The following is a 24,032-nucleotide window of genomic DNA, read 5'->3' on the forward strand; positions in this document are numbered from 1 at the left end:
GCACTGAAGGGATTGGTTGGTTTTTAAAACAGGATAAGAAATGACCAAGAGAGTACCCTCAAACAATGAATCCGCTTACATCCATGATGGGGATAAAAAACTCTGCCCGGAAATACTTGACTCACACTCGCTCCCGGCTTCTGTTAGACAAAATGAAACGGATGAGCTAAAATGAGACATACATTCGGATTGAAAAACAGTTCTCAACCGCACAGCTAGTGGAGGTGACGTTTATGGGGAACGGCCATAGCGGGCAACAAGAACGGGTGATTCCTTTGTTGCCTCTGAGAGGGATTATCGTTTATCCCACAATGGTCTTGCATTTGGATGTAGGCAGAACAAAGTCTGTCAACGCTTTGGAAAAAGCGATGGTTGATGAACATCAGATTTTGTTGGCAACGCAAAAAGATGTACATATAGATGAACCGTCTGAAGACGACATTTACCGCGTGGGAACCATTGCCCACGTCAAACAAATGTTGAAACTGCCCAACGGAACCATCCGGGTGTTGGTAGAAGGCTTGTACCGGGCCAAAATCAAGGAATTTATTGCCGATGAAGAAGCTTTTATTGTCAAGGCCGAGCAACTGGCTGACTGGGACGACAATGAGCTTGAAACGGAAGCGTTTATGCGTGCGGTATTAAAGCAATTTGAACAATACATCTCATTATCCAAAAAGATTACTCCGGAAACGCTGGCTACGGTCAGGGATATTGACGAGCCAGGACGCCTGGCCGATGTGATCGCCAGCCACCTCTCCCTCAAAATCAAAGACAAGCAAGACATTTTAGAGACGATCAATGTCCGCGACCGCTTGGAAAAAATTTTGACCATCTTAAATAACGAAAAAGAAGTCCTGGAGCTGGAACGCCGCATCGGCCAGCGGGTTAAAAAGTCCATGGAGAAAACCCAGAAGGAATATTACCTGCGGGAACAAATGAAAGCCATCCAGAAAGAACTGGGAGAAAAAGAAGGCCGGGCTGGCGAAGTGGAAGAGTTGCGCAAACGTCTCGAGGAGAAAAACGTTCCAGACCGCATTAAGGAGAAGGTGGAGAAGGAACTGGAACGTTACGAAAAAATGCCGCCCACTTCCGCTGAAAGCAGCGTCATCCGCAATTATATTGAATGGTTGCTTAATCTGCCTTGGACTGAACAGACCGAAGACCGCATTGATATCTCCGAAGCGGAGAAAATACTGGACGCCGATCATTACGGCCTGGAAAAGCCGAAAGAGCGCGTGCTTGAATATCTGGCAGTTCAAAAACTGGTGAATAAAATCAAGGGACCCATCCTGTGTCTGGTCGGACCTCCTGGCGTGGGCAAGACCTCACTGGCCCGTTCCATCGCCAAATCTATGGGACGGAAATTTGTGCGCATCTCCCTGGGAGGGGTGCGGGATGAAGCGGAAATCCGGGGACATCGCCGCACCTACGTGGGAGCCTTGCCGGGGCGCATCATCCAGGGCATGAAAACTGCCGGTACGGTCAATCCTGTTTTTTTATTGGATGAAATTGATAAAATGGCCCATGATTTCAGGGGGGACCCGGCCAGCGCCTTGCTGGAGGTCTTGGATCCGGAGCAAAATAGTACGTTTAGTGACCATTTTATTGAAGAACCGTATGATTTGTCCAAGGTGATGTTTATTACCACGGCCAACACCACCCATACCATTCCCCGTCCCCTGTTGGACCGGATGGAATTGATCTATATCCCCGGCTATACGGAAGTGGAGAAAAAGGAGATTGCCCTCAATTACCTTCTGCCCAAACAAATGGAAGAGCACGGTCTGAAAAAGAATCAATTGCAGGTGAAAGAAGAGGCGGTTTACAAAGTGATCCGCCGCTACACCCGGGAAGCCGGGGTGCGCAACCTGGAAAGGCAGTTGGCCGCCATTTGCCGTAAAGCGGCTAAGACGATTGTCGCCGGTGAGAAAAAGCGGGTTGTGGTGACGGAAAATACGTTGGAAGAGCTGTTGGGCAAACCAAAATACCGCTATGGATTGGCAGAAGTGGATGACCAGGTGGGGGTGGCCACAGGGCTGGCCTGGACATCAGTGGGTGGTGACACTTTAAGTATTGAAGTCACTGTTGTCCCTGGCAAAGGAAAGCTGACCTTAACGGGCAAATTAGGAGATGTGATGAAAGAATCCGCCCAGGCGGCTTTCAGTTATATCCGTTCCAAAGCGGAAGCATTGGGTATTGATCCGGACTTTTATGAAACGAAAGATATCCATATCCATGTGCCTGAAGGGGCGATTCCCAAAGACGGTCCCTCAGCCGGCATTACCATGGCCACCGCCCTGGTTTCTGCGCTCAGCGGCAAACCGGTTTCCAAAGAAGTGGGCATGACGGGAGAGATTACCCTGCGCGGCAGAGTGCTGCCCATCGGGGGGCTGAAAGAAAAGGCTTTAGCCGCCCACCGGGCCGGTTTGAAAAAAATTCTCATCCCTAAAGAGAATGACAAAGATATCGATGAGATTCCGGAAAGCGTGCGTGACGAACTGGCCATTGTCACTGTCGAACATATGGATGAAGTATTACAGCATGCCCTTGTAGACCAAAAGGGGGAACAGGCATGAAGGTGACCCAGGCCGAACTGGTGACAAGCGCCGTCAGTTCCAAACAATATCCACAGGAAGCCCTGCCAGAGATTGCTTTGGCCGGGCGTTCTAATGTGGGTAAATCGTCTTTTATCAATAAATTGATCAATCGCAAAAATTTAGCCCGGACCAGTTCCAAACCGGGAAAAACACAAACGCTTAACTTTTATAGAATCAACGGACAGTTTTTCTTTGTTGATTTGCCAGGTTACGGCTACGCCAAAGTATCCAAAACAGAGCGGGAGCGCTGGGGGCGGTTTATTGAGGAGTACCTGACCACGCGCCAGCAGTTACAGCTCATTTGCCACTTGGTGGATATCCGCCACAAACCTACCAGGGATGACCAAATGATGGCTGACTGGCTACAAGCTATGGCCTTGCCCCGGCTGGTGATCGCCACTAAAGCAGATAAAATCTCCAAGGGAAAGATAGCGAAACACCTCAAAATCGTAAAAGAAACGCTGCAACTTGCTAAAGACGTGCCGCTCATTGCCTTTTCGGCAGAGACCGGTCTTGGCAAGGAAGAGGTATGGGCCGCCCTGAAACCCTATATTGACCACAAGGTTCCAACAACGCTAGAAAACAAAAGTGACTCACCGCCAAGGGGCCTTGCCTGAAAGGGTTGGCCTTTGTTCGCATAGTTTTCACATTTTAACAGAAAATAAACCTAATAAGTCTGATATAATGAAACTGGAGTAATAGTCGTCCAGTGTGGACTCTAGGAAACACAGGTTATGGGGTTAGAACTTGAGGTGAAACAGATGCATCTGTTGACGGTCAGTCTAAACTACAAACGGGCACCGGTTGAACTGCGTGAACGCTTTACCTTGACCAAAGAAGAGATTCCCCTTGCCCTGGATCAGCTGCAGAAAACGAAAAGTATATTAGAATGTGTGCTTTTGTCTACCTGTAACCGCACAGAAGTGTTTGCTGTTGTTGATCAACTGCACCGGGGCCGGGACTTTGTCACCAAGTTTTTAGGCGAGTGGTTTCACATCGAACGAAGTGAATTTATGCCTTACCTTGACTTTAAGGAAGATGACCAGGCCATTGAACACTTATTCAGGCTGGCCGTTGGTCTTGACTCCATGGTGATCGGAGAGACACAAATTTTGGGGCAAGTGAAAGAGGCTTTCTTTGCGGCCCAACAAGCAGGGGCGACCGGTACCATTTTTAACACCTTGTTTAAGCAAGTGATCACCTTAGCCAAAAGGGCCCATTCCGAGACGCAGATCGGCCGGCATGCCGTATCGGTCAGCTATGCTGCCGTTGAATTAAGCCGCAAAATTTACGGTCATCTTAACCGGAAAACAGCCTTGATTATTGGTGCCGGCAAAATGAGTGAACTGACGGCTAAACATCTGGCCGATAACGGTGTGACCGATATCTTGGTGGCCAACCGCACACTGGAACGGGCCGAAGGGCTGGCCGCCAAGTTTGGAGGTCGTGTCCTTGCCTTTGACCAACTGGGTGACGCGTTGTGCGAGGCCGATATTATCATCAGCTCCACCGGGGCCAAGGGCTATATTTTAACCCGCCAGGATGTGGAAGCTGCCATGGAGCGGCGTCCGGCCCGCCCGCTCTTTATGATCGATATTGCCGTTCCACGGGACTTAGATCCTGCTATTAATGATATAGAAAATGTGTTTCTCTATGATATTGACGACTTGAACGGGATCGTGGAGGCTAATTTGAGGGAACGGGAAAAAGAGGCTGAAAAAGTCCAAGTGATGATCCAAGCAGAAATGGAAGCCTTTAAACAGTGGGTGGCCACTTTGGGCGTTGTCCCCTTGATTACTGCCTTGCGCCAAAAAGCAACAGCCATTCAGGAAGAAGCCATGCGGCGCATTGAAAACAAATTGCCTGATTTAACAGAAGAAGAGCTGCGGGTGATCCGCAAGCATACAAAAAGCATTATTAATCAGATGATGCATGATCCCATTGTGCGCCTCAAAGAAATGGCCGCTGAAGCCGATGCCAAACGGTCACTGGAGCTGTTCACCAAAATCTTTGCCCTTGAAGACGAGTTAGAAGAGCAAGAAAAGATAGAGCAAGCGAGAAAGCTGGCCGAGAATCTGGATAAACAACAAAAAGGGTACAAGGAAGGTCCTCCCAAAGAACTTCCCTTACAACTTTAAAGGAGGTTCTTGCCCTCGTGCTGATGCACAGCTGGTTTTATTCTCTACTCTTGGTGCTATACATCTTCAGTCTGCTTTTGTACTTCATAGATATGCTCCAATCCAACCGGAAGGCCAACAAGATCGCCTTCTGGTTGCTTTCTATTGTCTGGGGTTTGCAAACCGTTTACTTTGCGGCCAAGGCCGCCCAGCAGCAGACCTTGTTGTTTTTGTCCCAATCGGACACTTTATTTTTTTATGCCTGGCTGATTATCACTTTCAGCTTGCTCACCAATTGGTTTTTAAAAATGGATCTTATTCTGTTTTCTGCTAATATTTTTGGCTTTGTGATCATGGCCTTAAGTTTGTTTCGGGCTGGGCGGGAATTCTCCCCTGAATTGGCCCATCAACTCCATTCGGAATGGGTGTTTATCCATATCGCGCTGGCCTTTCTCAGTTATGCCGCCTTTACCATCTCTTTTATTTTATCGTCTGTGTACCTGGTGCAGCATGCTTTGTTAAAGCGGAAAAAGATCAAACACTTTTACCGCTGGCCCAGTCTCATGCAGCTGGATAAGGCTGCTTTTTGGGTCAATATGGTTGGCGTGCCCCTCTTGTTTATGAGTTTGGTGCTGGGGGTGATTTGGGCCTACCATACCCTGGAGATTCCGATTTGGCTGGATGCCAAAGTGCTGTTTTCCGTTCTGGTGATTGTTTTGTACAATTTGTATCTCTATCAGCGTCTTGTTCGGGGGTGGGCAGGAAAACAACTGGCCGAGCTGAATGTGATTTGTTTTCTGGTCCTTTTGGCCAACTATCTGGTTTCCACTCTGTTTACTCAGTTTCATATATAACTCATATTAGGAGAGCAGCGAACAGCAATTTTGGAGAGGGTGGTTAATCATGGCGCGACATATTGTGGTTGGTTCAAGGCGGAGCAAGCTGGCTTTGACCCAGACGCGCTGGGTGATTCGCCAGCTGGATTCATTAGGTTTCTCTTATACCTTTGAAATTAAAGAGATTGTGACCAAAGGTGACAAAATTGTGGACCGCATGTTGTCTAAAGTCGGAGGCAAGGGATTGTTTGTGAAGGAGATTGAGCAGGCTTTGCTTGAGGGGGAGATCGATTTTGCGGTGCACAGTGTAAAGGATATGCCGGCTGAATTGCCGCCTGGTTTGGAACTGGCTTGTGTTCCCAAACGGGAAGATCCGCGGGACTGCTTGATATCCAAGCGCAACCAGACATTGGATTCATTGCCGGATGGCGCGGTGATAGGCACCAGCAGCTTGCGCCGGGCAGCCCAAATTTTGCACGCCAGACCCGATGTCAAGATCAAATGGATCCGGGGCAATGTGGATACACGGTTGAGGAAACTGAGGGAAGAAGATTATGATGCCATCATTTTGGCTGCCTCCGGATTAAAGCGCATGGGCTTAAGTGATGAGGTCATCACCCAGTACCTGGAGCCAGACATTTGCCTGCCGGCAGTGGGGCAGGGGGCTTTAGGGATTGAGTGCCGCGCCAGTGACCAGGAACTGAAAGGGTTGTTGACCTACATTCATCATGAACCGAGCGGGCTGGCTGTGATGGCGGAACGCGCCTTCCTGGCCGAAATGGGAGGTAGCTGTCATGTCCCTGTGGCCTGTTATGCTGAAATGAACGCTCAAGAGCTGGTGTTGACAGGTTTGATCGCCTCACCAGACGGGAAGACAGTACTTAAGGAACGTGTGTCCGGACACGATCCTGTCCAGTTGGGGAGACAGGCTGCCCAGCGTCTTAAGGAACGGGGGGCAGAGCAGATTCTGGATCAAGTGAGGAAAGAGCTGGAGCAATGAACGAGATAAAAGATTCAGCTTTAGCCGGGGTAACTGTTGTGGTGACCAGGCCAAGGGAACAGGCCGGAGAAATGATAGCCAAGCTGGAAGAACGGAAAGCGTGTCCCTACGTTTTGCCTTTGATCCGGACCGTTTGGGCGGATGACCTGACCCCATTGGATCGTGCCCTTCAACACTTAGAAAGCTACGATGCTGTTCTGTTCACAAGCGTCAATGCTGTCCGTTACTTTTTTAGACGAGCCGGGGAGTTGGCTGCTGCAGACGGTACAGAGGGAATCGTCTCCCGGCTGAAGCGGCTGTTTGTGGCAGCGGTGGGCCCCACAACAGCCCGGGCTTTACATAAGCATGGTCTTTCCCGCGTACATGTTCCCCCCGACTACAAACAAGAGGGACTGGTGGCGCTGTTGAAAGACGGGCTTAAGCCGGAAAGCCGGCTCTTGTATCCACGGGCCAAAGTGGTTCGTCCCTATCTTCTCGACCAGTTGCGCCAATCTGGATATGTCGTGGAGGATGTGATTATTTATCAAACTCAATATGCAACCGACAACAAGGAAACGTTTGTGCAGGACCTAAAGAAGGGCCGCATTGACGTGATAACCTTTACCAGTGCCTCTACTGTCAAAGCCTTTGACCAGCTGCTCAACGTTCACAACATCTCCAAGAAGGATTTAGCGGTGACCGTCGCCTGTATTGGACCGGTGACGGCCAAAGAGGCGGAAAAACGGGGATTGGCGGTTCAGGTGGTCGCCAAGGAACATACCATTGCAGGTTTGATTGACGCCTTGGAAGTGTTTTATTCCCTGCAGAGATAATGGCCATTTAGAAAGCGATTCACTTTTGGTTAAACCAGCCTAAATTTAATCTTCTCTAGTGAGGTGGAAACCATGTTTGAACGTTTGCGCCGCTTGCGCTCATCGGATACCATCAGACGCATGGTGCGTGAAACACAGCTCAGCGTGAATGACCTGATTTATCCAGTGTTTGTTGTGGAAGGGGAGAATATCAAAGAAGAAGTTCCCTCCATGCCCGGTGTGTATCATTTTTCCCTTGACCGCCTGGATGAGGAGATTGAGGCTGTCCGTTCACTCCATATTCCTGCGATTATTGTATTTGGGGTTCCCCGCCATAAGGATGCGCTGGGAAGCGAGGCTTATGCTGAACAGGGCATTGTGCAGCGGGCGATCCGCCAGGTCAAGGAACAAGCCCCGGACTTAGTGGTCATAGCGGATACCTGTTTGTGCCAATACACTGATCATGGTCACTGCGGCATTGTTGCAGACGGCCAAGTGAAGAATGATCCCTCTCTGGAGCTCTTGGTCAAAACGGCCGTTTCCCAGGCTAGGGCCGGAGCTGATGTGATTGCTCCTTCGAATATGATGGACGGTTTTGTCTATGCCATCCGTCATGGATTGGATGAAGCAGGTTATGAGCATGTGCCGATTATGTCTTATGCTGTCAAATATGCGTCTGCTTTTTACGGGCCTTTCCGTGATGCCGCCCATTCTGCTCCCCAGTTTGGGGACCGTAAAACATACCAGATGGATCCGGCCAACCGATTGGAAGCGCTCAGGGAAGCACAAGCCGATATTGAGCAAGGGGCCGATATGCTCATGGTCAAGCCAGCCATGGCTTACATGGATGTAATCCGGGAATTGAAAGACCGTTTTCCCTACCCGCTGGCCGCCTATAATGTGAGCGGTGAATACGCCATGATCAAAGCGGCAGCCCAAAATGGCTGGATTAACGAGCAAGAGGTGGTATTAGAGTTGTTAACGGGTCTGAAGCGGGCCGGTGCCGATCTGATTTTGACCTATTTTGCGAAAGATGTTGCCAAATGGTTAGGAGGGAAGCACAATGCCTCATTTTGATCGTTCCATTGCCGCCTTTCAGGAGGCACAAAAGTATATTCCCGGCGGGGTCAACAGCCCTGTGCGAGCCTTTAAATCGGTGGGCATGAATCCAATCTATTTCAAACGGGGACAAGGATCCAAAGTATATGACCTTGACGGAAACGAATATATTGATTACGTAGCCTCTTGGGGACCGCTCATTGCCGGTCATGCCCACCCCCGGGTAGTGGAAGCATTAAAGCAAGTGACGGAAAACGGCACCAGCTTCGGCGCTCCGACGGAGATAGAGACGGAACTGGCCAAGCTGGTGGTGGAACGGGTGCCAGGTGTGGATATTGTGCGCATGGTCAACTCCGGCACAGAGGCCACCATGAGCGCCTTGCGCCTCGCCCGGGGGTACACTAAACGCAACAAGATTATTAAGTTTATCGGCAGTTACCACGGGCATGCCGATTACCTGCTGATCAAGGCCGGATCTGGCGTGGCCACCTTGGGTTTGCCCGATTCCCCCGGTGTACCGGAGACGGTTGCCCAGCATACGATCACGGTGCCTTATAATGACTTGGACAGTGTCAAACTGGCCTTTGAACGTTATGGTGAGGACATTGCAGCCGTTATTTTGGAACCGGTAGCCGGCAACATGGGTGTCGTGCCGCCTCTTCCGGGATTTTTAGAAGGTTTGCGGGAGATTACCCGGGAATATGGCGCCCTGTTGATCTTTGACGAAGTGATGACCGGATTCCGTGTCGACTATGCTTGCGCCCAGGGTAAGTATGGGGTCACCCCAGATTTAACCTGCTTTGGCAAGGTGATTGGCGGTGGCCTTCCGGTCGGGGCCTATGGTGGTAAAAAAGAGATCATGGAACACGTGGCCCCCGTTGGACCCATCTACCAGGCTGGAACATTGTCCGGCAATCCCCTGGCTATGACAGCGGGCTTTGAAACGCTGTCCTTGATGACCCGGGAGCGCTATGACGAACTGGAAGAAAAAGGGGCATACCTGGAGCAGGGGCTGCGCCACAACGCCGAGAAACACGGTATCCCCCATACTATTAACCGCGTAGGCTCTATGGTCGGTTTCTTCTTTACAGAAGGGCCGGTGACCAACTTTGAACAGGCCAGCCGTTCAGATTTAAAACGGTTTGCCCGCTATTTTCAGCTGATGGTGGAGCAGGGCATCTACATCCCGCCCTCTCAGTTTGAAGGGATGTTTATCTCCATTGTGCATACGAAAGAGGATCTGGACCGGACCATTGCCGCCCATGATAAGGCTATGGCTGCCCTGGCTAAAGAGGAGGCCTAATGGAATAGAAAGCCATCTGTTTGCCACACCTTTACCTTTAGGAATGACAGCCGCAGGAAAAAGGTAAAGGAGGTGGCTCTTTTTTTATCCTTCCATTGCTCCGAATATAAGGGTTATAAATGGGCGGACATTCCCATATATATTAGCATAAAGCCCTTATTGTGGTTTGGAAGGAGGATGGCATGATGTCTTTCGATCGTGGATCTGGAGTCCAGTTTCATTTGGAAGAGACAGTTTGGCTGAACAACCGGGCCGATGCAACGGAGATTGTCAGCCTGGATCTGGAACCTGATGTGGAAGTATTGGAACAAGATCAGCTGGTCAACATTAAGGGTTACCTTGTCTTAACGGGCCGCTTCCGAAATACGCCTGAAGAGTTGGATCTGGAAAGCAGTTCGCTCCAAGAGCAGTTAAAGTTTCAGGACTTGCATGTTGAACAAAAAGAAATTGATCCGATTGACTTGGGGAGAATTGAGAAGCGTTTTCCCCTTGATATTACGGTTCCCTCAAGTAAAGTGGAAAATTTGGATGATGTCTATATTAGCATTGATCAGTTTGACTATTCGCTTCAAAACGGCAACTGTTTAGTGATTGAGGCGGATATTTCCCTGCTCGGGGTGGAAAACGGCTTAAAAGTGGATAACACCTCCCGTCAACAACATCCATTTGGCGAGCAAGCTTCAGCATTTGGACAATCTGACAGAAGGGAGCCGGAAGAAGAGGTGGATGAAGCGGCCAGCCGGAAAGAAGACGTGAATGAAACGGACAACAGGAAAGAAGACGTGAATGAAACGGACAACAGGAAAGAAGACGTGGATGAAACAGACAGCAGGAAAGGGGAAGACAGCTGGCAAGCAAAAGAGGAAGCCCATGCGTTTCAACAAACGGGGTTCAGTTTTGAAGTCAGTGCCTCCCAGGCCGATGATAAATCGACCACCCGCCAAGCGGCAGGTGAGGAGGACCTTCTTGTTCAGCCAGAAAAGGGTCCCACAGAATCGCTGGAAAAGGGTTCCACAGAACCGCTAGCTGATGTTCAAGCTTCTTCCCGGGCTGAAGAGCAGGAACAACCAACCGGTCAACCGCCTGTTGACAAAGGGCAGGAAGACGGCCTGGAGATCCAGAGTGAACAGCTAAAGATGGAGCCAGAACCACAAGACGAAACCCGGCCAAACGACAATCAAGAACCACTTGACGAACAAGAATCACTTGCAGAACAGTCACAAGGTTCAACCGGTCAAGGGGATGAAGATCGGCAGGAGGAAGCAGACCAGAAAGCGGCCGAAGCCGCTGCGCCCTCCCGTCTGGAGACCACCATTCGGCCTAAGCCTGAAACAAACGGGGCTGAAGACCAGACGGAAGACCAAGGGGAGTCTGTAGGGGAGTCTGTCAGCGCCGCTGAGACGGCAGCACCGGAACAGGAGGCCCAGCGTCCAGCGGAAAAAGTGGGCAGTTTCATTAGCAAGTTGATGTCAGGTAAAGAAGAGGAGCCTGTCAAACGTACCAAGTTGAAAATGTGCATTGTCCAACGCCATGAAACGTTAGACCAGATTGCTGAGCGCTATAAGGTGACAGCAGACGAGATTATCCGCTTTAACCGTTTACAGACCGGCCAAGTGAATGCAGGGGACGTGATCTATATCCCCATCACAGCCCAACAACAATAAAAGGTTTCATCTTCGCCGGTTTTCACTTTTCCCTTGCTTGGAGCATATTTTCCATCACTCAAAGGGGGGTGAGAGCTTGACCCGCCTTTTGTTTGCCTCCCCAGAACTTGAAGCTGTCAGTCAAGCTTACCATTTTCAAGTTTATCAGGTCCAGCGTACGGCAGATGGGTTTATACTGGAAACAGACTGCGGGCCAAAGTCGGTGACAGAGATCAAAGATCCAGAGGCATTGAAATGGTCCTATCATTGGCGGGAAGCAGCAGTGAGAAGAGGTTTCCGCCAGGTGGACCGTTTCATTTTAACCCGCTGTAAAAGCGCTTATCTTTCTACACCATCCGGATATTTGGTGGTCAGGGACCACCTGAGAGGTGAACCGGTTGATTTTTCCCGCCCAGAGGCATGGCAAGCATTAGGAACATGTACAGCTTTGATTCACCGTGCTGTGGAAGATGCTCTGAAGCTGCCATTCGCCTTGGAAACGGTGGAGATTCCAGCGCCGCTTCTCTCCTTTGGCGAGCTGGAAGACTTAAAACATAGAGTAGAAACAAAACAAAGCAACTTAGCTTCCCTTATTCTGGAACAATGGCCGTTGCTTGATGAACGTTGGCGCGCAGCAGTCCAACTGTACCATTTCAGCGAGCCAGTCTTATCCCAAATGCTTTCGTTGCCTTGCTTAAAGTACACATCGTGGAAAGTGGTGGCAGGGTGTTGTCTGGCCTTCGAAGGCCCCCTTGAAAAACCCGTGTTGGGCTTAAAAGCGTTAGCTCAACTCATGCAAGAGATCTGGCTTCGCTTCGGTGCGGACGAAAGCCAACTGGAGACATTCTTTACAGCTTTTGAGCATGGTTATCAGCTGTCAACCTATGCCCTCCATCACTTGCTTGCTCATTTGGTCTATCCGGACCGTCTCTATACATTTCTGCAGAGCTATGTTGAGTCGGAGGGGGAGGAAGCTTCCCGGGAGAAAGAATGGGAGCGTTTAACCGCACAGCAGGCCAAACTGGACCGGCTGCATCTATGGGTAGCTAGGCAAATAGATAAAAGGCGGGAGGCGGCACTCAGCTATGTGGCTGATTGACAAGCAAGAGGCCCCAGCGTTAGTCAGAGAACTGGTCTTGAACGAATACGATCTGTATCCGCATAAAACCACACGGGTCGGACGAGTCTTTAAATTGGCTTGTCCGCAGGGAACCTTCGCTTTAAAAGAGACAGCAGCCTCAGTCCAGCAGCTCCGTTTCCTGGCCAGGTGGTTTGAACAATTTAACCAGAAAGACCAATTTCCCCTCATCCCGTTTTACCCCAATAAATTTGGCGATCCCTTTGTTTGTTACTTGGACCGGCTCTATTATGTCACCCCCTGGCTTAATGACGATTTTGAAGCAAAGTACCGGATGGATTGGGAACCGAGCGTGCTGACTGCGTTGGGACGCCTCCACCGCTTCACCTTAACCCGGACTTCTCTGGTCCAGAAGCCGCTCGAAGCATTGACACAGATGAAAATGCGGTGGCAAAAACTGCTCAGCCGCATGGAGCAATACAGAAGAAAAGCCGAGCAGAAGCCATTGTGTTCTCCCCTAGAGGGAAGTTTTCTGCTTCACTTTGACAGCTTACATCAACGTGCCGTCCGGTCGATCGTTCATTTGGAAGCCTGGCTGGAGCGCGGGAAGGGGGAGTACTGCTGGCCCCTTGTGCTTTGTCATGGGCGGCTGACCCGTCCCCATGTGGTGTTTAAGCACGGAAAATGTTACCTGATTAATTTTGACCACAGCAAAATGGCCCATCCTGTGCTGGACCTGGTACCGTTTTTCAGGCGTCATTTCGCCCATCCGCTTTCGGGGAGGGCGAAAGATGGCCTGACCTGGCTGGCCGCATATGAAAACCAGTTTCCCCTGAATCGCTTTGACAAAGGATTGCTGGCTATTTTGCTGCTCTTTCCCGAAGGCCCCTTCACTGAGATTGACATGTATTACCAGAAAAAAAAGGACCTGCCTCCCCTGAAATGTTTGCATCGTTTTGAAAAGGAACTGGAGCGTTTGCGCCACCTGCGGAGGCTGGCCAAAGCCTTGCTGCACACTACATCCAATCAATCAGCAGAAAAAGGATGATCACAAAAATCACCAGCAGCAGCAACACATCAAACGCTGTGGGAAAAATGATGGTTCGTACCAATTGAAAAATGGCCAGGGGAAGAAAAATCTGTGCGGCAATCTCTTTCGACTTATAACCCCAATACTTGCAACGCTGCTTAAATTGCAAGTAGTGTTGTTTAATTTTATATTTGTTCAATTTTAAGTTTAAGCTCATGATGATCACCTGAAGGAGAGTCTAGTACAGCATATGCAAAGCGGAAATAAACGGATACACACTGATCTGTGTGATTTCCCTCCGGCAAGGCAAATGCGTCCCCAATCACTTGAATATTGGCTCTGTGCAGACTGGGCTTGACGAAGGCAGGTATAGACAGTAAAATAATGGTCAAACATAGGTGTAACGTCAGTCGTACAATATCCCATACAGGTTGACGACGATGAGAGGGAAGAGTAGATAGCGGCGTCATTACAGAGAGGAAAATGCGAGGCTGAAACATTTTCCATGACAAAGCTGTTGAAGGTCGCCCTCGAGTCATTTTCCTGAACCTTGCCCCAAAAGGGTATGGCCTGGGGGAGCATACCATGCTTTTAAGGCTTAAGGTGAGGCAAGCAGTAGGGAAAATCGGTAGAGCCGTTATCTCTTTGAGGGTACTTGCCAAGTCGGCGGCTGATTCAAAGCGCCGGGTCTTCCGTGTGGACTCCGTGTGTTCAACTGGGGCCTGGCGGCTTGTGCCGTGAAAAGGCAAGTAAAAAAAGGTGGTACCGCGGAGTCTCTTCGTCCTTTTGGATGAGGGGCTTTTTTATTTGTTTACCGGTGTATTGCCTGTTTAAGTTTGGCATCTAGCGAGCATATCCAGTAAACGTTGGCGTGTTGCAAAAAATATGAAGTCCTAAGGAGTGAGCGTTGATGAGCAACGAAACAGGGCTGTCCATGCCCACCAAATATGACCCTCAACAGACCGAGGGCAAATGGTATCAATTCTGGCTGGAACACGGGTTTTTCAAGCCCAGTGAGGACCCGCAAAAAGAGCCGTTTACCATAGTCATCCCGCCGCCCAATGTAACCGGCCGCCTGCATCTGGGCCATGCCTGGGATGGCACGCTGCAAGATATCATTATCCGCATCAAGCGCATGCAGGGCTATGATGCGCTGTGGCTGCCCGGGATGGACCATGCCGGCATTGCCACCCAGGCCCGGGTGGAAGCCAAATTGAAAGAAGAGGGCAAAACCCGCTATGATTTGGGGCGGGAAGCTTTTGTTGAACAAGTGTGGAAATGGAAAGAAGAGTATGCCTCCGTCATCCGTGAACAATGGGCCAAGCTCGGTTTGTCCCTGGATTACTCCCGGGAGCGGTTTACCCTGGATGAAGGTTTGTCCAAGGCCGTGCGGGAAGTGTTTGTCCGCCTGTATGAAAAAGGGTTGATCTACCGGGGCAAATATATCATTAACTGGGACCCGGAGACCCGCACTGCCCTGTCTGACATAGAAGTCGAATACAAAGAAGTGAAAGGGCACCTGTATCATTTGCGCTATCCGCTCGTGGATGGCAGCGGCTATATTGAAGTGGCCACCACCCGTCCGGAGACGATGCTGGGGGATACCGCTGTGGCCGTTCATCCTGAAGATGAGCGTTACCAGCATCTGATTGGCAAAAGGGTCAAGCTGCCCATCGTCGGCCGGGAGATCCCCATTATTGCCGATGAGTACGTCGATCCGGAATTTGGCAGCGGTGCGGTGAAAATTACCCCGGCCCATGACCTCAATGACTTTGAAGTTGGCCAGCGCCATCAACTGGAGCAGATTCTGGTCATGGATGAAAGCGGCCGCATGAATGAAAATGCAGGCCCCTATCAAGGGTTGGACCGTTTTGAGTGCCGCAAGCAAATTGTCAAAGATCTTCAAGATCAGGGCGTGCTGTTCAAAATTGAAGACCATGTGCACAGCGTGGGGCACAGCCAGCGCAGCGGGGCTGTGGTCGAGCCGTACCTTTCCACCCAGTGGTTTGTCAAAATGAAGCCGCTGGCTGAACAGGCGATCCGTCTGCAACACAAAGAGGAGACCAAGGTCAACTTTGTCCCGGAGCGCTTTGAAAAGATTTATTTACACTGGATTGAGAATGTGCGTGACTGGTGCATTTCCCGTCAGCTGTGGTGGGGGCACCGCATCCCGGCCTGGTACACACCGGACGGCGAGGTGATTGTGGCCCGCACGGAGGAGGAAGCGAAAAAGATCGCCCAGGAAAAATACGGCACAACAGACATTACCCAAGATGAAGATGTGCTGGACACCTGGTTCAGCTCCGGCTTGTGGCCTTTCTCCACCATGGGCTGGCCGGATGAGACCGCGGATATGAAGCGTTACTATCCCACCGACTGCCTGGTGACAGGTTACGACATTATCTACTTCTGGGTGGCCCGCATGATCTTTACCGCCTTGGAGTTTACGAAGGCCCGCCCCTTTAAAGACGTCCTGATTCATGGCCTGATCCGTGATGCCCAGGGACGCAAAATGTCCAAATCGCTGGGCAACGGGGTCGACCCAATGGATGTGATTGAAAAACATGGGGCTGATGCTTTGCGCTTTATGCTTGCCACCGGCAGTTCACCGGGACATGATTTGCGCTTCCATTGGGAGAAAGTGGAGGCGGCCCGCAACTTTGCCAACAAAATCTGGAACGCTTCCCGCTTTGCTTTGATGAACCTGCAGGACTTTGACGGGGAGCAGGTGGATCTTGGCGGCGAGCTGTCTGCACCCAACCGCTGGATTTTGCACCGTCTCAACCACACCGTGCGCGAAGTGACCAAGCTGGCTGACCAGTATGAGTTTGGTGAGGCAGGACGTCTGTTGTATCATTTCATCTGGGATGAGTTGTGTGACTGGTATATCGAGATGGCCAAGATTCCGCTGTATGGTGATGATACAGGCGCCAAGCGGGAAACCCAGGCTGTCCTGGCCTATACCCTGGATCAGACCTTACGTCTGTTACATCCGTTTATGCCCTTTATTACCGAGGAAATATGGCAGCATCTGCCCCACAGCGGCCCAAGCATTACGGTAGCCAGCTGGCCTGAAGCCAGAGACGAGTTTGACCATCCTGAAACGGAAAAAGAGATGAACCTGATCATGGATGTGATCCGGGCCGTGCGCAACATTCGCGCAGAGGTGAATGTGCCTCTGAGTAAAGCAGTGAATATCCTGATCAAACCGTCCTCTCCGGTTCATGAACAATTTGTGCAGCGGAATAAGGAGATTATTGCCCGCTTGACCAATCCGCATGAATTGAAGATCAGCACGTCCCTGGAGGCCCCTGAACAAGCCATGTCTTCCGTCGTGAACGGGGCTGAAGTGTATCTGCCTTTGGCCGGCTTGATCGATATTGAGCAAGAGTTAGCCCGCCTGGCTAAAGAAAAAGAAAAACTGGAGTCCGAAGTGGCCCGGGCCGAGAAGAAGTTATCCAACCCAGGCTTTGTAGAGAAGGCGCCGCGACACGTTGTGGAAGCTGAACGGGAAAAACTGAAGAGTTATCAGGAACAGTTGCAACAGGTGACAGAGCGGATCAGAGAGTTGCAAAAAATGGCTTAACGGGGGATGTAAGATGGGTTTTCAAACAGCACAGGAAGCTATTGAATGGATTCACAGCCTGAAGCATTTGGGCATCAAACCGGGTCTGAAGCGGATGGAATGGCTGATGGAGCGGCTGGGCCATCCCGAGCGTTTGCTCAAATGTGTGCATATCGCCGGAACGAACGGCAAAGGTTCCACCCTGGCCTTTATGCGGCACGTGTTGCAGGAAGCGGGGTATCAGGTAGGCACATTTACCTCCCCCTACCTGATCCGCTTTCAAAACCGCATCCAGGTGAATGGAGAGGATATCGCCGATGGGCACCTGGTGCAGGTGGTGAACAAAATCAAGCCGCTGGTGGAGGAGCTGGCCCAGACTGAGCTGGGCTCGCCAACGGAATTTGAAGTGGTAACCACGCTGGCCATTGAATATTTTGCCCGCATTGCCTCACCCGATGTGGTGCTGTGGGAAACGGGCCTGGGCGGCCGTCTGGACTCTACCAACATTGTGATCCCTATTGCCACAGTCATTACCAATGTGGGCTATGACCACATGCACCTTTTGGGTGATACCCTGGAGTCAATTGCAGCGGAGAAAGCGGGGATCATCAAGCCGGGTGTGCCTCTGATTACCGCCGTTGAAGAGAATGGGCCATATCAAGTGATAGAACGGACGGCCAAGGAGAAAAAGGCTTCAATCTACCGTTTAGGACAAGCCTTTTTCATTGAGGATCAAGCCCATGATGAAGAAGGTCAGTCCTTTTCATACCGTTCCTTATTTACCCGGCTTGAGCAGTTGCACATCCGGATGAAAGGGGTGCACCAGCTTCACAACGCTGCTGTCGCCTTAATGACACTGGAAGTGCTGAAGCAGTTTTATGCCCTGATTTGGGAAGAGGAGGAACTGCGGCGGGGGCTGGAGCAAACCACCTGGTCCGGCCGTCTGGAAGTGATACAGAACGAGCCCTTGGTGCTGCTGGACGGGGCCCATAACCCCCAGGGGATGGAGGCTTTGGCTCAGTCTCTTGCGCGCCATTATCCCCGTCATCAATGGACAATTATCTTTTCAGCCATGAAAGACAAACCGGTGGCGGAGATGATCAAACCTCTGGCAGGCGTCGCCAAGCGATTGGTCCTGACCCAGTTTGAGGGGGGACCGCGCACAGCAGCAGCAAGTGATTTGCTGCAAGCAGCAGAGCAAAGCCTGCGCCAGGTGGATTTCGATATTTCAATGGAACCAGATTGGGAACAAGCTTACCGCCAAGCCGTGGCCTCGGCAGGAACACAAGAGGGGATTTGCTTTGCAGGCTCACTCTATTTCATCTCTGAGGTGCGTCAAAAATTGAGAGGGTAAATTTTGTCAAAAAATGCAGGACGATTGGCATAGTCAAATCTTCCTAAATTGATTGTCATTTCCCCAAAAAAAGTGTAAGATAAACGTAGATTTAGGGTGGGTTTAAGGCGTGCAGTGTGATAAGGAGCGGTGGGGAAATGGCCAGATGGAGAAGTGCCTTGATAGCTGGCTGTGCAATCGTCCTTTATTCCTGTTTTTTTCTTATGTTTTTGATTAATTTTAATTGGCAAGAATTAGAATCCAAGGATATAGCAGGTATCTTTTTCTTTTTAATGCTCATGATTCTTGTCAATCTGTTTCCCATTGAAATCAAAGGAACCACTATCGTATTTACCAATGCCGTCTCCATTGCTGCTTTTTTACAATATGGCTTCTGGATAGAAGCTATTCTGACACAGCTGGCTATTCTGGTGACCCTTCTGCGTATTAAAGCAAAACAGTGGGAACGGTATGTCGCTAATATGACGATGTTTTTAATTATTTCCGTTTGCTCTGCGGGAATTTTTTATTTGCTTGGTGGCAGAACAGGGCCTTTTACAGTAGACACATTCCCTGCTTTAATTGTGCCGGCCATTGCTTATTTGGTCTCAGCGATTTTCATTAATCACTTGTTGTTTAAATTGGTTAAATACTTGTTGTATAATCAGAAACCTGAATTTTTTGGTCGGTCTTTATGGTGGGAAATTGTCCCCCTCACGGTGATGACCCCTACCGGCCTATTGATCTATGTGCTTTATGCTGAAATTGGTGTCTGGGTATTCTTGTACGTGGTGTTTCCCCTCGTTTCTTTTTCCGTTATTTTGCGGTTATATCACCGGCTCAATATCGTGAATGAAAAATTCCGGATCATCCACGATTTGGGCAATGATATGACTTCCCAGCTCCAATTCGACCATGTGGCCGACCGCTTGGTGCAAGCAGCTGCCAAGTTAGTGCCCTATCAATATTGCTATCTGTTTCGGGTTGATCATGAGCAGGGTGTATTAAGACCCGTGCGTTTGCTTGGGCAAGGGATTCCGTCCGATGAATATGAGGGCTTTATGCGTGTACAAGTAGAAATCGGTGACGGGCTGAGCGGACAGGTAGCCAGCCTGGGGCAAACCAAGGTGATTGGCAGGGAGGAAGAGGATCTCCATTTCAGGCACGAGCCTCACTGTTTGCACCAGCAGCAGTCGATCCTCTCCGTGCCCCTGAAATATGATCAAAAAGTATACGGTGTGTTAACGGTGTGTCACAACGAACCGAACCGTTATACCAAAGAAGATGTGACCCTGATGGAAATTTTGGCCAGCCAAGCGGCCATTGCCTTCAAAAACGCTTATGATTATCAACAAACAAAACAACTAAGCGAGCGGGATGAGTTAACCGGGTTGTACAATTACCGCTACTTTGTATCCTATCTGTCTGCACAACTGGAACAAGCCAGCAGGGAACGGTCCCTGGCCCTGATTTTGCTGGACATTGACCATTTTAAACAGGTGAATGACCAATATGGTCATTTAGCAGGGAATGAGATTCTGAAGCGGGTTGCTGCTGTCATAAAGGAAGCTGTTGATGGAAAGGGGATTGCCGCCCGTTACGGAGGGGAAGAGTTTACGATTTTAATAGAGAACGTAACCGAAGCGGAGGCATACAGGTGGGCCGAACAGTTACGGGCCCGTATTGAACAAACGGAAATTAAGGTGGTTCCCCACTTGAATGAAGAAAATCAAACCGAGCCTGTCCTGCTCAACGTGACAGTCAGCATTGGCTTAGCCCTTTATCCGCAGCATGCTGATGATCCATTCAGTCTGATGCGCCGCGCAGACCGGGCCATGTATCTGGGCGCCAAGCGCATGGGGCGCAACAAAGTGGCGGTTTACAGGGAGGAGGTCGAGCAGCGAGGAAGCAACACCCGCGAGAGTGGACTTTAGCAGTTACCGTCTGGAGCTGGTGAAAAGATGGAGAGTGGCGGCGATGCTTAATAAGACAGTGCTTTTGCTTGATCTCGTGGTGATCGTCTCAGGGCTGTTAATGGGCAGTTTTTACAACGTAGTGGCTTACCGCTTGCTTAAAGGGGAGTCTGTGGTCTGGCCTCCCTCTCGTTGCCCCCAGTGCCAGACGCGGCTTAGCTGGCTGGAGTTAATCCCTTTCCTTAGCTATCTCTGGCTTGGGGGACGCTGCCGCCATTGCCTGGCTCCGATCTCCTGGCTTTATCCCTTCGGAGAATTGGTTACGGCCCTTTCCTTCTACTTGGTTTATGTACGCTTCGGTCTCAGTGGTGAATTCCTGGTTGGCCTTCTGCTCAGTTCCATGTTAGTGCTGGCCATGCTAACTGATCTCAGGGCCACCCTGATATTGGACAAAATCACTTTTCCCCTGTTGGTTTTACTCTTGCTTGTCCGCTTGTGGTACGGCCCTGAGCCTTGGTGGTGGTATGTGTTAGGAGGGCTCTCGCTGTTTGGTCTTTTACTAGTTATTGCTGTACTCAGCCGCGGGGGCATGGGCATGGGGGATGTGAAGTTGTCCGGGGCTATTGGCCTGGCCCTTGGTCCCTGTCTGGGCCTGTTTAGTTTAGTACTGGCTTCGTTCGCAGGCACCTTGGCTGGTGTTGTGCTCTTGGCTCTGGGCCGCTTAAAGCGCCGGCAGCCGATTCCTTTTGCTCCTTTCATCTGGATCGGAACCCTAATGGCTTACCTGTATGGTGAGGATCTGTGGCAGTGGTATATGGGCTTGTGGTGAGGCGGGCTGTTGCATTTATAGTTCTAATTCTGCCAGCTCCTCATAGACTAGTGGTAAAAGCACGAGATTAATAGAGGAGCGAGAGCCATGACAACCAAAAACAAGCTCACCTTCCTGTTTCCGCCGGATAAGGACGGGGATCATCCAGACATTCAGTGGGAAACCTGTTACACCGGCAGGACAATCAACACCACGGCAAGGACAAGCAGACCGGAGAACGGCAATAGGAAAGACTCCAGGATATATGCAGGGTCTGCCCAGCGGCCATCCTGGTCCCGAGAGATTAACAATGAAGAAGCTCCGTCTCTTATTGACGAGCGGGACAAGAAAGCAGCGACACGCCGCCCCAGTTTGCCCCCCAGCCGCTCCGGGCGGCGCAGTAAAAACAAGAGTAAGAAGCAGACAAGCCGGACAAGACTGTCTTTGCCCAAACTGAAAGTAGGCTCCAAACTGGCTTTGATTGCCGCCTCTGCCATCGCCTTGGGAGTGATTATGGGGATGATGGTGCTTGCCCTTTTTGCCGAACAAGGGGCAGAACAGGCGCCGGCCAGCGCAACGGACTCCCAGATGTCTGCTGTTCACAGCCAAGATTCGACAGGTGCAAACGGTGCGCTAATGCTGCCAGCAGGACATGTACAGGACGGGCGCTTGTATTTGCCCTCCCGCACCTATTATGTGGTCCAGGCCGGGGCTTTTTCCGAACAGCAGGCCGCCGAAAAAGTGAGGGAACAGTTGGAGCGCCAGGGGCTGGCCGGACTGGTTTCCCCAGGAGAAGCTCCCTACCGTATCTATATGGGACTGGCTGTGGCCAAAGATGATGCTGAGCGGCTGGGGATCTATGTCAAGCAGGAAGGCATCGAGGTGTATGTGCGCACACATGAGACCAGGGAAATTGAGGCAGACATCAGCCATTTGGAAGAGGATTTGTCTGTTTTGCCGGCTTATTTGGCTAGAGGAGATCAACTTTTGGGCGATCTGGCCCGCACTTCTCTTGTCCTTTTGGAACAAAGAAGAGCTAAACTGACGGAAGAAGAATGGAAAGATTTACAAGAACAGCATCGCCTGTTTTTGAAGGAAGGACAAGCGCTTTTAGCCGGGCTAAACGGTGAAATGGCCCGGGCCGGTGAACAGTTGCTGCGGGAGTTGTCAGCAGCCATAACGGCCCTGGAAGCATACCGCAAACAGTCCCATCCCAGTTATCTGTGGCAGGTGCAACAGGCCAGCTTGAATTATCTGGCGGCCTATGAACACTTGGTCAGCCACTTCATCCCTTGATGATTGTCATGCTTTCACACCAATCTGGTCCAGACTGTTTAAAATTGGATTTTTTTGTCGTTTTCATTCCAGTCACAAAATCCTTATTCATGACGAAATAGGTCATGAGTGAGGATTTTTATCTTCTTTTTTTGCTACACTTTTTCTAGCGTAGCTGATAAAATAGAATCGTGCTTGTATGGGGGGAAGCAAGAAACATATACTAAGCGTATCATAGGCAGAGGAAACCAACAAACAGAGGAGATTATGTATGGCTGTGAAAGATTTGACGCCTGTCATTCTTGCTTCATCTTCACCCCGGAGAAAAGAGCTGCTAGATCGCCTGGGGTTATCTTTTCGCCTTCATCCCAGCAAGGCGGATGAAACGTTTGATCCCCAGGATTCACCGTCAACGATCGTGCAAAAACTGGCTCATAGAAAAGCGGCGGATGTGGCCCGCCACTATGACAAGGGCCTTGTCATTGGCGCAGATACAATGGTCGTCTTCAACGGGGAAATCTTAGGCAAACCTAAGGATGATCAAGAGGCCTTTGAGATGTTGTCCCGTCTGCAAGGAGAGGTGCATACCGTCTATTCGGGGCTGGCTGTCATCGATGTGACGGATGGCCAAGCATGTGTGGGTTATCAGGCCACAAAGGTGCATATGCGCCCTCTCACACCTGAGGAGATCAAAACTTACATTGCCACCGGAGAGCCCATGGACAAAGCAGGCAGTTATGCCATTCAAGGTCTGGGGGCTATTTTGGTGGACAAAATCGAAGGGGACTATTTCACGGTGGTGGGCCTGCCGGTTGCCTTGCTGGCACAGTTTTTACACCAATTTGGCCTCAATGTGTTAACAGTGGCTCGTTAATCTTGTTCAATGGAGGGTGGCTATGACAACGGATAATCCGCCCTTGATGGTCCGTGACTACCCGCAAGAAGAACGACCACGAGAACGGATGATCAAAGAAGGGCCTGAAGCGCTGACCAATCAGGAGTTATTGGCCATTTTGCTGCGGACGGGGACCCACCGGGAATCTGTTTTCAACCTGGCTTCCCGCATCTTAAAAGAAATTGGTTCCCTCAACCGCCTCCATGATGTCAGTGTGGAAGAATTGATGCACATCAAAGGTGTGGGACAAGCCAAGGCGGTTCAAATTAAAGCCGGTGTGGAGTTAGGACGCCGTGTGGCCAGACGGCAGAAAGAACTCTCGGCCATCCGCTCCCCTGAGGATGCAGCCGCCTATTTAATGGAACGCTTAAGCTTAGAGTTGCAGGAGAAATTTTATTGTCTTTATTTAAATACCAAAAATCAGGTGATTTTTGAAAAAACGGTTTTCATTGGCAGTTTAAATGCCTCCATTGTGCATCCCCGCGAGGTCTATAAAGAAGCCATCAAATGGAGTGCTGCTTCCATTATTGTTGCCCACAATCACCCCAGCGGGGACCCTACCCCCAGCCGCGAGGACATTGAAGTCACGAAACGCCTGCAACAGGCAGGGGAGATTTTGGGCATTGAGTGCCTCGACCATTTAATCATTGGTCATGAACGCTACATCAGCCTCAAAAATAAAGGTTACATGTAGAACTTTTCCCTCTTTAAATAAAAAATAAACCGTTGGATGATATCAAGCTTATATACCAGGACATCACGACTTTAAGTGTTGCATGAAGGGAG

At 50.4% G+C, this 24,032-nt stretch carries 19 protein-coding genes and 1 other annotated feature; of the genes, 18 read left to right on the forward strand and 1 reads right to left on the reverse strand.

Annotated features, from left to right (window positions below; translation table 11 throughout):
* Positions 1–233: 233 nt before the first annotated feature.
* The 11 genes from lon (at position 234) to IEW48_RS03100 (ending at position 13,475) form a co-directional block, all read left to right on the forward strand.
* Positions 234–2,579 carry an endopeptidase La gene (gene lon / locus IEW48_RS03050; protein WP_188622527.1) on the forward strand — a complete coding sequence of 782 codons (2,346 nt, stop codon included), beginning with the start codon at positions 234–236 and terminating at the stop codon, positions 2,577–2,579.
* Positions 2,576–3,217, forward strand: coding sequence for a ribosome biogenesis GTP-binding protein YihA/YsxC (gene yihA, locus IEW48_RS03055; RefSeq protein ID WP_188622528.1), 642 nt, complete (start codon positions 2,576–2,578; stop codon positions 3,215–3,217). Before lon ends, yihA begins: the two co-directional genes overlap by 4 nt.
* Positions 3,218–3,361: 144 nt before the next feature.
* Positions 3,362–4,738 (forward strand): glutamyl-tRNA reductase, encoded by a 1,377-nt coding sequence (hemA, locus tag IEW48_RS03060; protein WP_188622598.1) that lies wholly within the window; start codon positions 3,362–3,364, stop codon positions 4,736–4,738.
* Positions 4,739–4,761: 23 nt separating this feature from the next.
* On the forward strand, positions 4,762–5,571 hold the full coding sequence (locus IEW48_RS03065; RefSeq protein ID WP_229703924.1) for a cytochrome C assembly family protein: 810 nt from the start codon (positions 4,762–4,764) through the stop codon (positions 5,569–5,571).
* Between the two features lie 49 nt (positions 5,572–5,620).
* Positions 5,621–6,553: a hydroxymethylbilane synthase gene (hemC, locus tag IEW48_RS03070; protein WP_188622530.1), complete on the forward strand. Its 933-nt coding sequence runs from the start codon at positions 5,621–5,623 to the stop codon at positions 6,551–6,553.
* Positions 6,550–7,365: a uroporphyrinogen-III synthase gene (locus IEW48_RS03075; protein WP_188622531.1), complete on the forward strand. Its 816-nt coding sequence runs from the start codon at positions 6,550–6,552 to the stop codon at positions 7,363–7,365. The genes hemC and IEW48_RS03075 overlap by 4 nt, the downstream gene beginning before the upstream one ends.
* Before the next feature lie 72 nt (positions 7,366–7,437).
* Complete coding sequence (hemB, locus tag IEW48_RS03080) at positions 7,438–8,421, forward strand: porphobilinogen synthase (RefSeq protein WP_371874807.1); 984 nt, start codon at positions 7,438–7,440, stop codon at positions 8,419–8,421.
* Entirely contained in the window at positions 8,408–9,706 is a 1,299-nt protein-coding gene (gene hemL / locus IEW48_RS03085; protein WP_188622533.1) for a glutamate-1-semialdehyde 2,1-aminomutase, read from the forward strand. The genes hemB and hemL overlap by 14 nt, the downstream gene beginning before the upstream one ends.
* 185 nt (positions 9,707–9,891) lie before the next feature.
* Entirely contained in the window at positions 9,892–11,370 is a 1,479-nt protein-coding gene (locus tag IEW48_RS03090) for a LysM peptidoglycan-binding domain-containing protein (protein WP_188622534.1), read from the forward strand.
* 76 nt (positions 11,371–11,446) lie between these two features.
* Positions 11,447–12,448: a hypothetical protein gene (locus IEW48_RS03095; protein ID WP_188622535.1), complete on the forward strand. Its 1,002-nt coding sequence runs from the start codon at positions 11,447–11,449 to the stop codon at positions 12,446–12,448.
* Entirely contained in the window at positions 12,435–13,475 is a 1,041-nt protein-coding gene (locus IEW48_RS03100; RefSeq protein WP_188622536.1) for a YutH/CotS family kinase-like spore coat protein, read from the forward strand. Before IEW48_RS03095 ends, IEW48_RS03100 begins: the two co-directional genes overlap by 14 nt.
* Here IEW48_RS03100 and IEW48_RS03105 read toward each other — a convergent pair.
* Positions 13,444–13,674: a YszA family small membrane protein gene (locus tag IEW48_RS03105; protein WP_007506304.1), complete on the reverse strand. Its 231-nt coding sequence runs from the start codon at positions 13,672–13,674 to the stop codon at positions 13,444–13,446. The genes IEW48_RS03100 and IEW48_RS03105 overlap by 32 nt on opposite strands.
* Positions 13,675–13,888: 214 nt before the next feature.
* Positions 13,889–14,246 (forward strand) — a binding site (T-box leader).
* A gap of 121 nt (positions 14,247–14,367) precedes the next feature.
* Here IEW48_RS03105 and IEW48_RS03110 point away from each other — a divergent pair.
* From IEW48_RS03110 to radC, 7 genes are all read left to right on the forward strand, one after another.
* Positions 14,368–17,043 carry a valine--tRNA ligase gene (locus IEW48_RS03110; RefSeq protein WP_188622537.1) on the forward strand — a complete coding sequence of 892 codons (2,676 nt, stop codon included), beginning with the start codon at positions 14,368–14,370 and terminating at the stop codon, positions 17,041–17,043.
* A 13-nt stretch (positions 17,044–17,056) separates the two neighbouring features.
* Positions 17,057–18,376 carry a bifunctional folylpolyglutamate synthase/dihydrofolate synthase gene (locus IEW48_RS03115; RefSeq protein WP_188622538.1) on the forward strand — a complete coding sequence of 440 codons (1,320 nt, stop codon included), beginning with the start codon at positions 17,057–17,059 and terminating at the stop codon, positions 18,374–18,376.
* A gap of 137 nt (positions 18,377–18,513) precedes the next feature.
* Entirely contained in the window at positions 18,514–20,289 is a 1,776-nt protein-coding gene (locus IEW48_RS03120; RefSeq protein WP_188622539.1) for a GGDEF domain-containing protein, read from the forward strand.
* A complete protein-coding gene (locus IEW48_RS03125; protein ID WP_229703918.1) occupies positions 20,279–21,097 on the forward strand; it encodes a prepilin peptidase in 819 nt (272 codons plus the stop codon). Before IEW48_RS03120 ends, IEW48_RS03125 begins: the two co-directional genes overlap by 11 nt.
* An 87-nt stretch (positions 21,098–21,184) precedes the next feature.
* A complete protein-coding gene (locus IEW48_RS03130) occupies positions 21,185–22,372 on the forward strand; it encodes an SPOR domain-containing protein (protein WP_188622540.1) in 1,188 nt (395 codons plus the stop codon).
* Between the two features lie 250 nt (positions 22,373–22,622).
* The gene (locus IEW48_RS03135) at positions 22,623–23,225 is read left to right on the forward strand and encodes a Maf family protein (RefSeq protein ID WP_188622541.1); all 603 of its coding nucleotides are present in this window, start codon (positions 22,623–22,625) and stop codon (positions 23,223–23,225) included.
* Between the two features lie 22 nt (positions 23,226–23,247).
* Positions 23,248–23,940: a RadC family protein gene (gene radC, locus IEW48_RS03140; protein WP_276529766.1), complete on the forward strand. Its 693-nt coding sequence runs from the start codon at positions 23,248–23,250 to the stop codon at positions 23,938–23,940.
* The last annotated feature ends 92 nt before the right edge of the window (positions 23,941–24,032 follow it).

The organism is Caldalkalibacillus thermarum (assembly GCF_014644735.1).
GTDB lineage: Bacteria > Bacillota > Bacilli > Caldalkalibacillales > Caldalkalibacillaceae > Caldalkalibacillus > Caldalkalibacillus thermarum.

Excerpts from the sequence above, each read along its gene's own strand:
- hemL (WP_188622533.1), top strand. The coding sequence starts at position 8,408 with ATGCCTCATTTTGATCGTTCCATTGCCGCCTTTCAGGAGGCACAAAAG.
- IEW48_RS03135 (WP_188622541.1), top strand. The coding sequence starts at position 22,623 with ATGGCTGTGAAAGATTTGACGCCTGTCATTCTTGCTTCATCTTCACCC.
- IEW48_RS03130 (WP_188622540.1), top strand. The coding sequence starts at position 21,185 with ATGACAACCAAAAACAAGCTCACCTTCCTGTTTCCGCCGGATAAGGAC.
- hemC (WP_188622530.1), top strand. The coding sequence starts at position 5,621 with ATGGCGCGACATATTGTGGTTGGTTCAAGGCGGAGCAAGCTGGCTTTG.
- IEW48_RS03120 (WP_188622539.1), top strand. The coding sequence starts at position 18,514 with ATGGCCAGATGGAGAAGTGCCTTGATAGCTGGCTGTGCAATCGTCCTT.
- IEW48_RS03105 (WP_007506304.1), bottom strand. The coding sequence starts at position 13,674 with ATGAGCTTAAACTTAAAATTGAACAAATATAAAATTAAACAACACTAC.
- hemB (WP_371874807.1), top strand. The coding sequence starts at position 7,438 with ATGTTTGAACGTTTGCGCCGCTTGCGCTCATCGGATACCATCAGACGC.
- radC (WP_276529766.1), top strand. The coding sequence starts at position 23,248 with ATGACAACGGATAATCCGCCCTTGATGGTCCGTGACTACCCGCAAGAA.
- lon (WP_188622527.1), top strand. The coding sequence starts at position 234 with ATGGGGAACGGCCATAGCGGGCAACAAGAACGGGTGATTCCTTTGTTG.
- yihA (WP_188622528.1), top strand. The coding sequence starts at position 2,576 with ATGAAGGTGACCCAGGCCGAACTGGTGACAAGCGCCGTCAGTTCCAAA.
- IEW48_RS03110 (WP_188622537.1), top strand. The coding sequence starts at position 14,368 with ATGAGCAACGAAACAGGGCTGTCCATGCCCACCAAATATGACCCTCAA.
- IEW48_RS03100 (WP_188622536.1), top strand. The coding sequence starts at position 12,435 with ATGTGGCTGATTGACAAGCAAGAGGCCCCAGCGTTAGTCAGAGAACTG.
- IEW48_RS03065 (WP_229703924.1), top strand. The coding sequence starts at position 4,762 with ATGCACAGCTGGTTTTATTCTCTACTCTTGGTGCTATACATCTTCAGT.
- hemA (WP_188622598.1), top strand. The coding sequence starts at position 3,362 with ATGCATCTGTTGACGGTCAGTCTAAACTACAAACGGGCACCGGTTGAA.
- IEW48_RS03075 (WP_188622531.1), top strand. The coding sequence starts at position 6,550 with ATGAACGAGATAAAAGATTCAGCTTTAGCCGGGGTAACTGTTGTGGTG.
- IEW48_RS03090 (WP_188622534.1), top strand. The coding sequence starts at position 9,892 with ATGTCTTTCGATCGTGGATCTGGAGTCCAGTTTCATTTGGAAGAGACA.
- IEW48_RS03115 (WP_188622538.1), top strand. The coding sequence starts at position 17,057 with ATGGGTTTTCAAACAGCACAGGAAGCTATTGAATGGATTCACAGCCTG.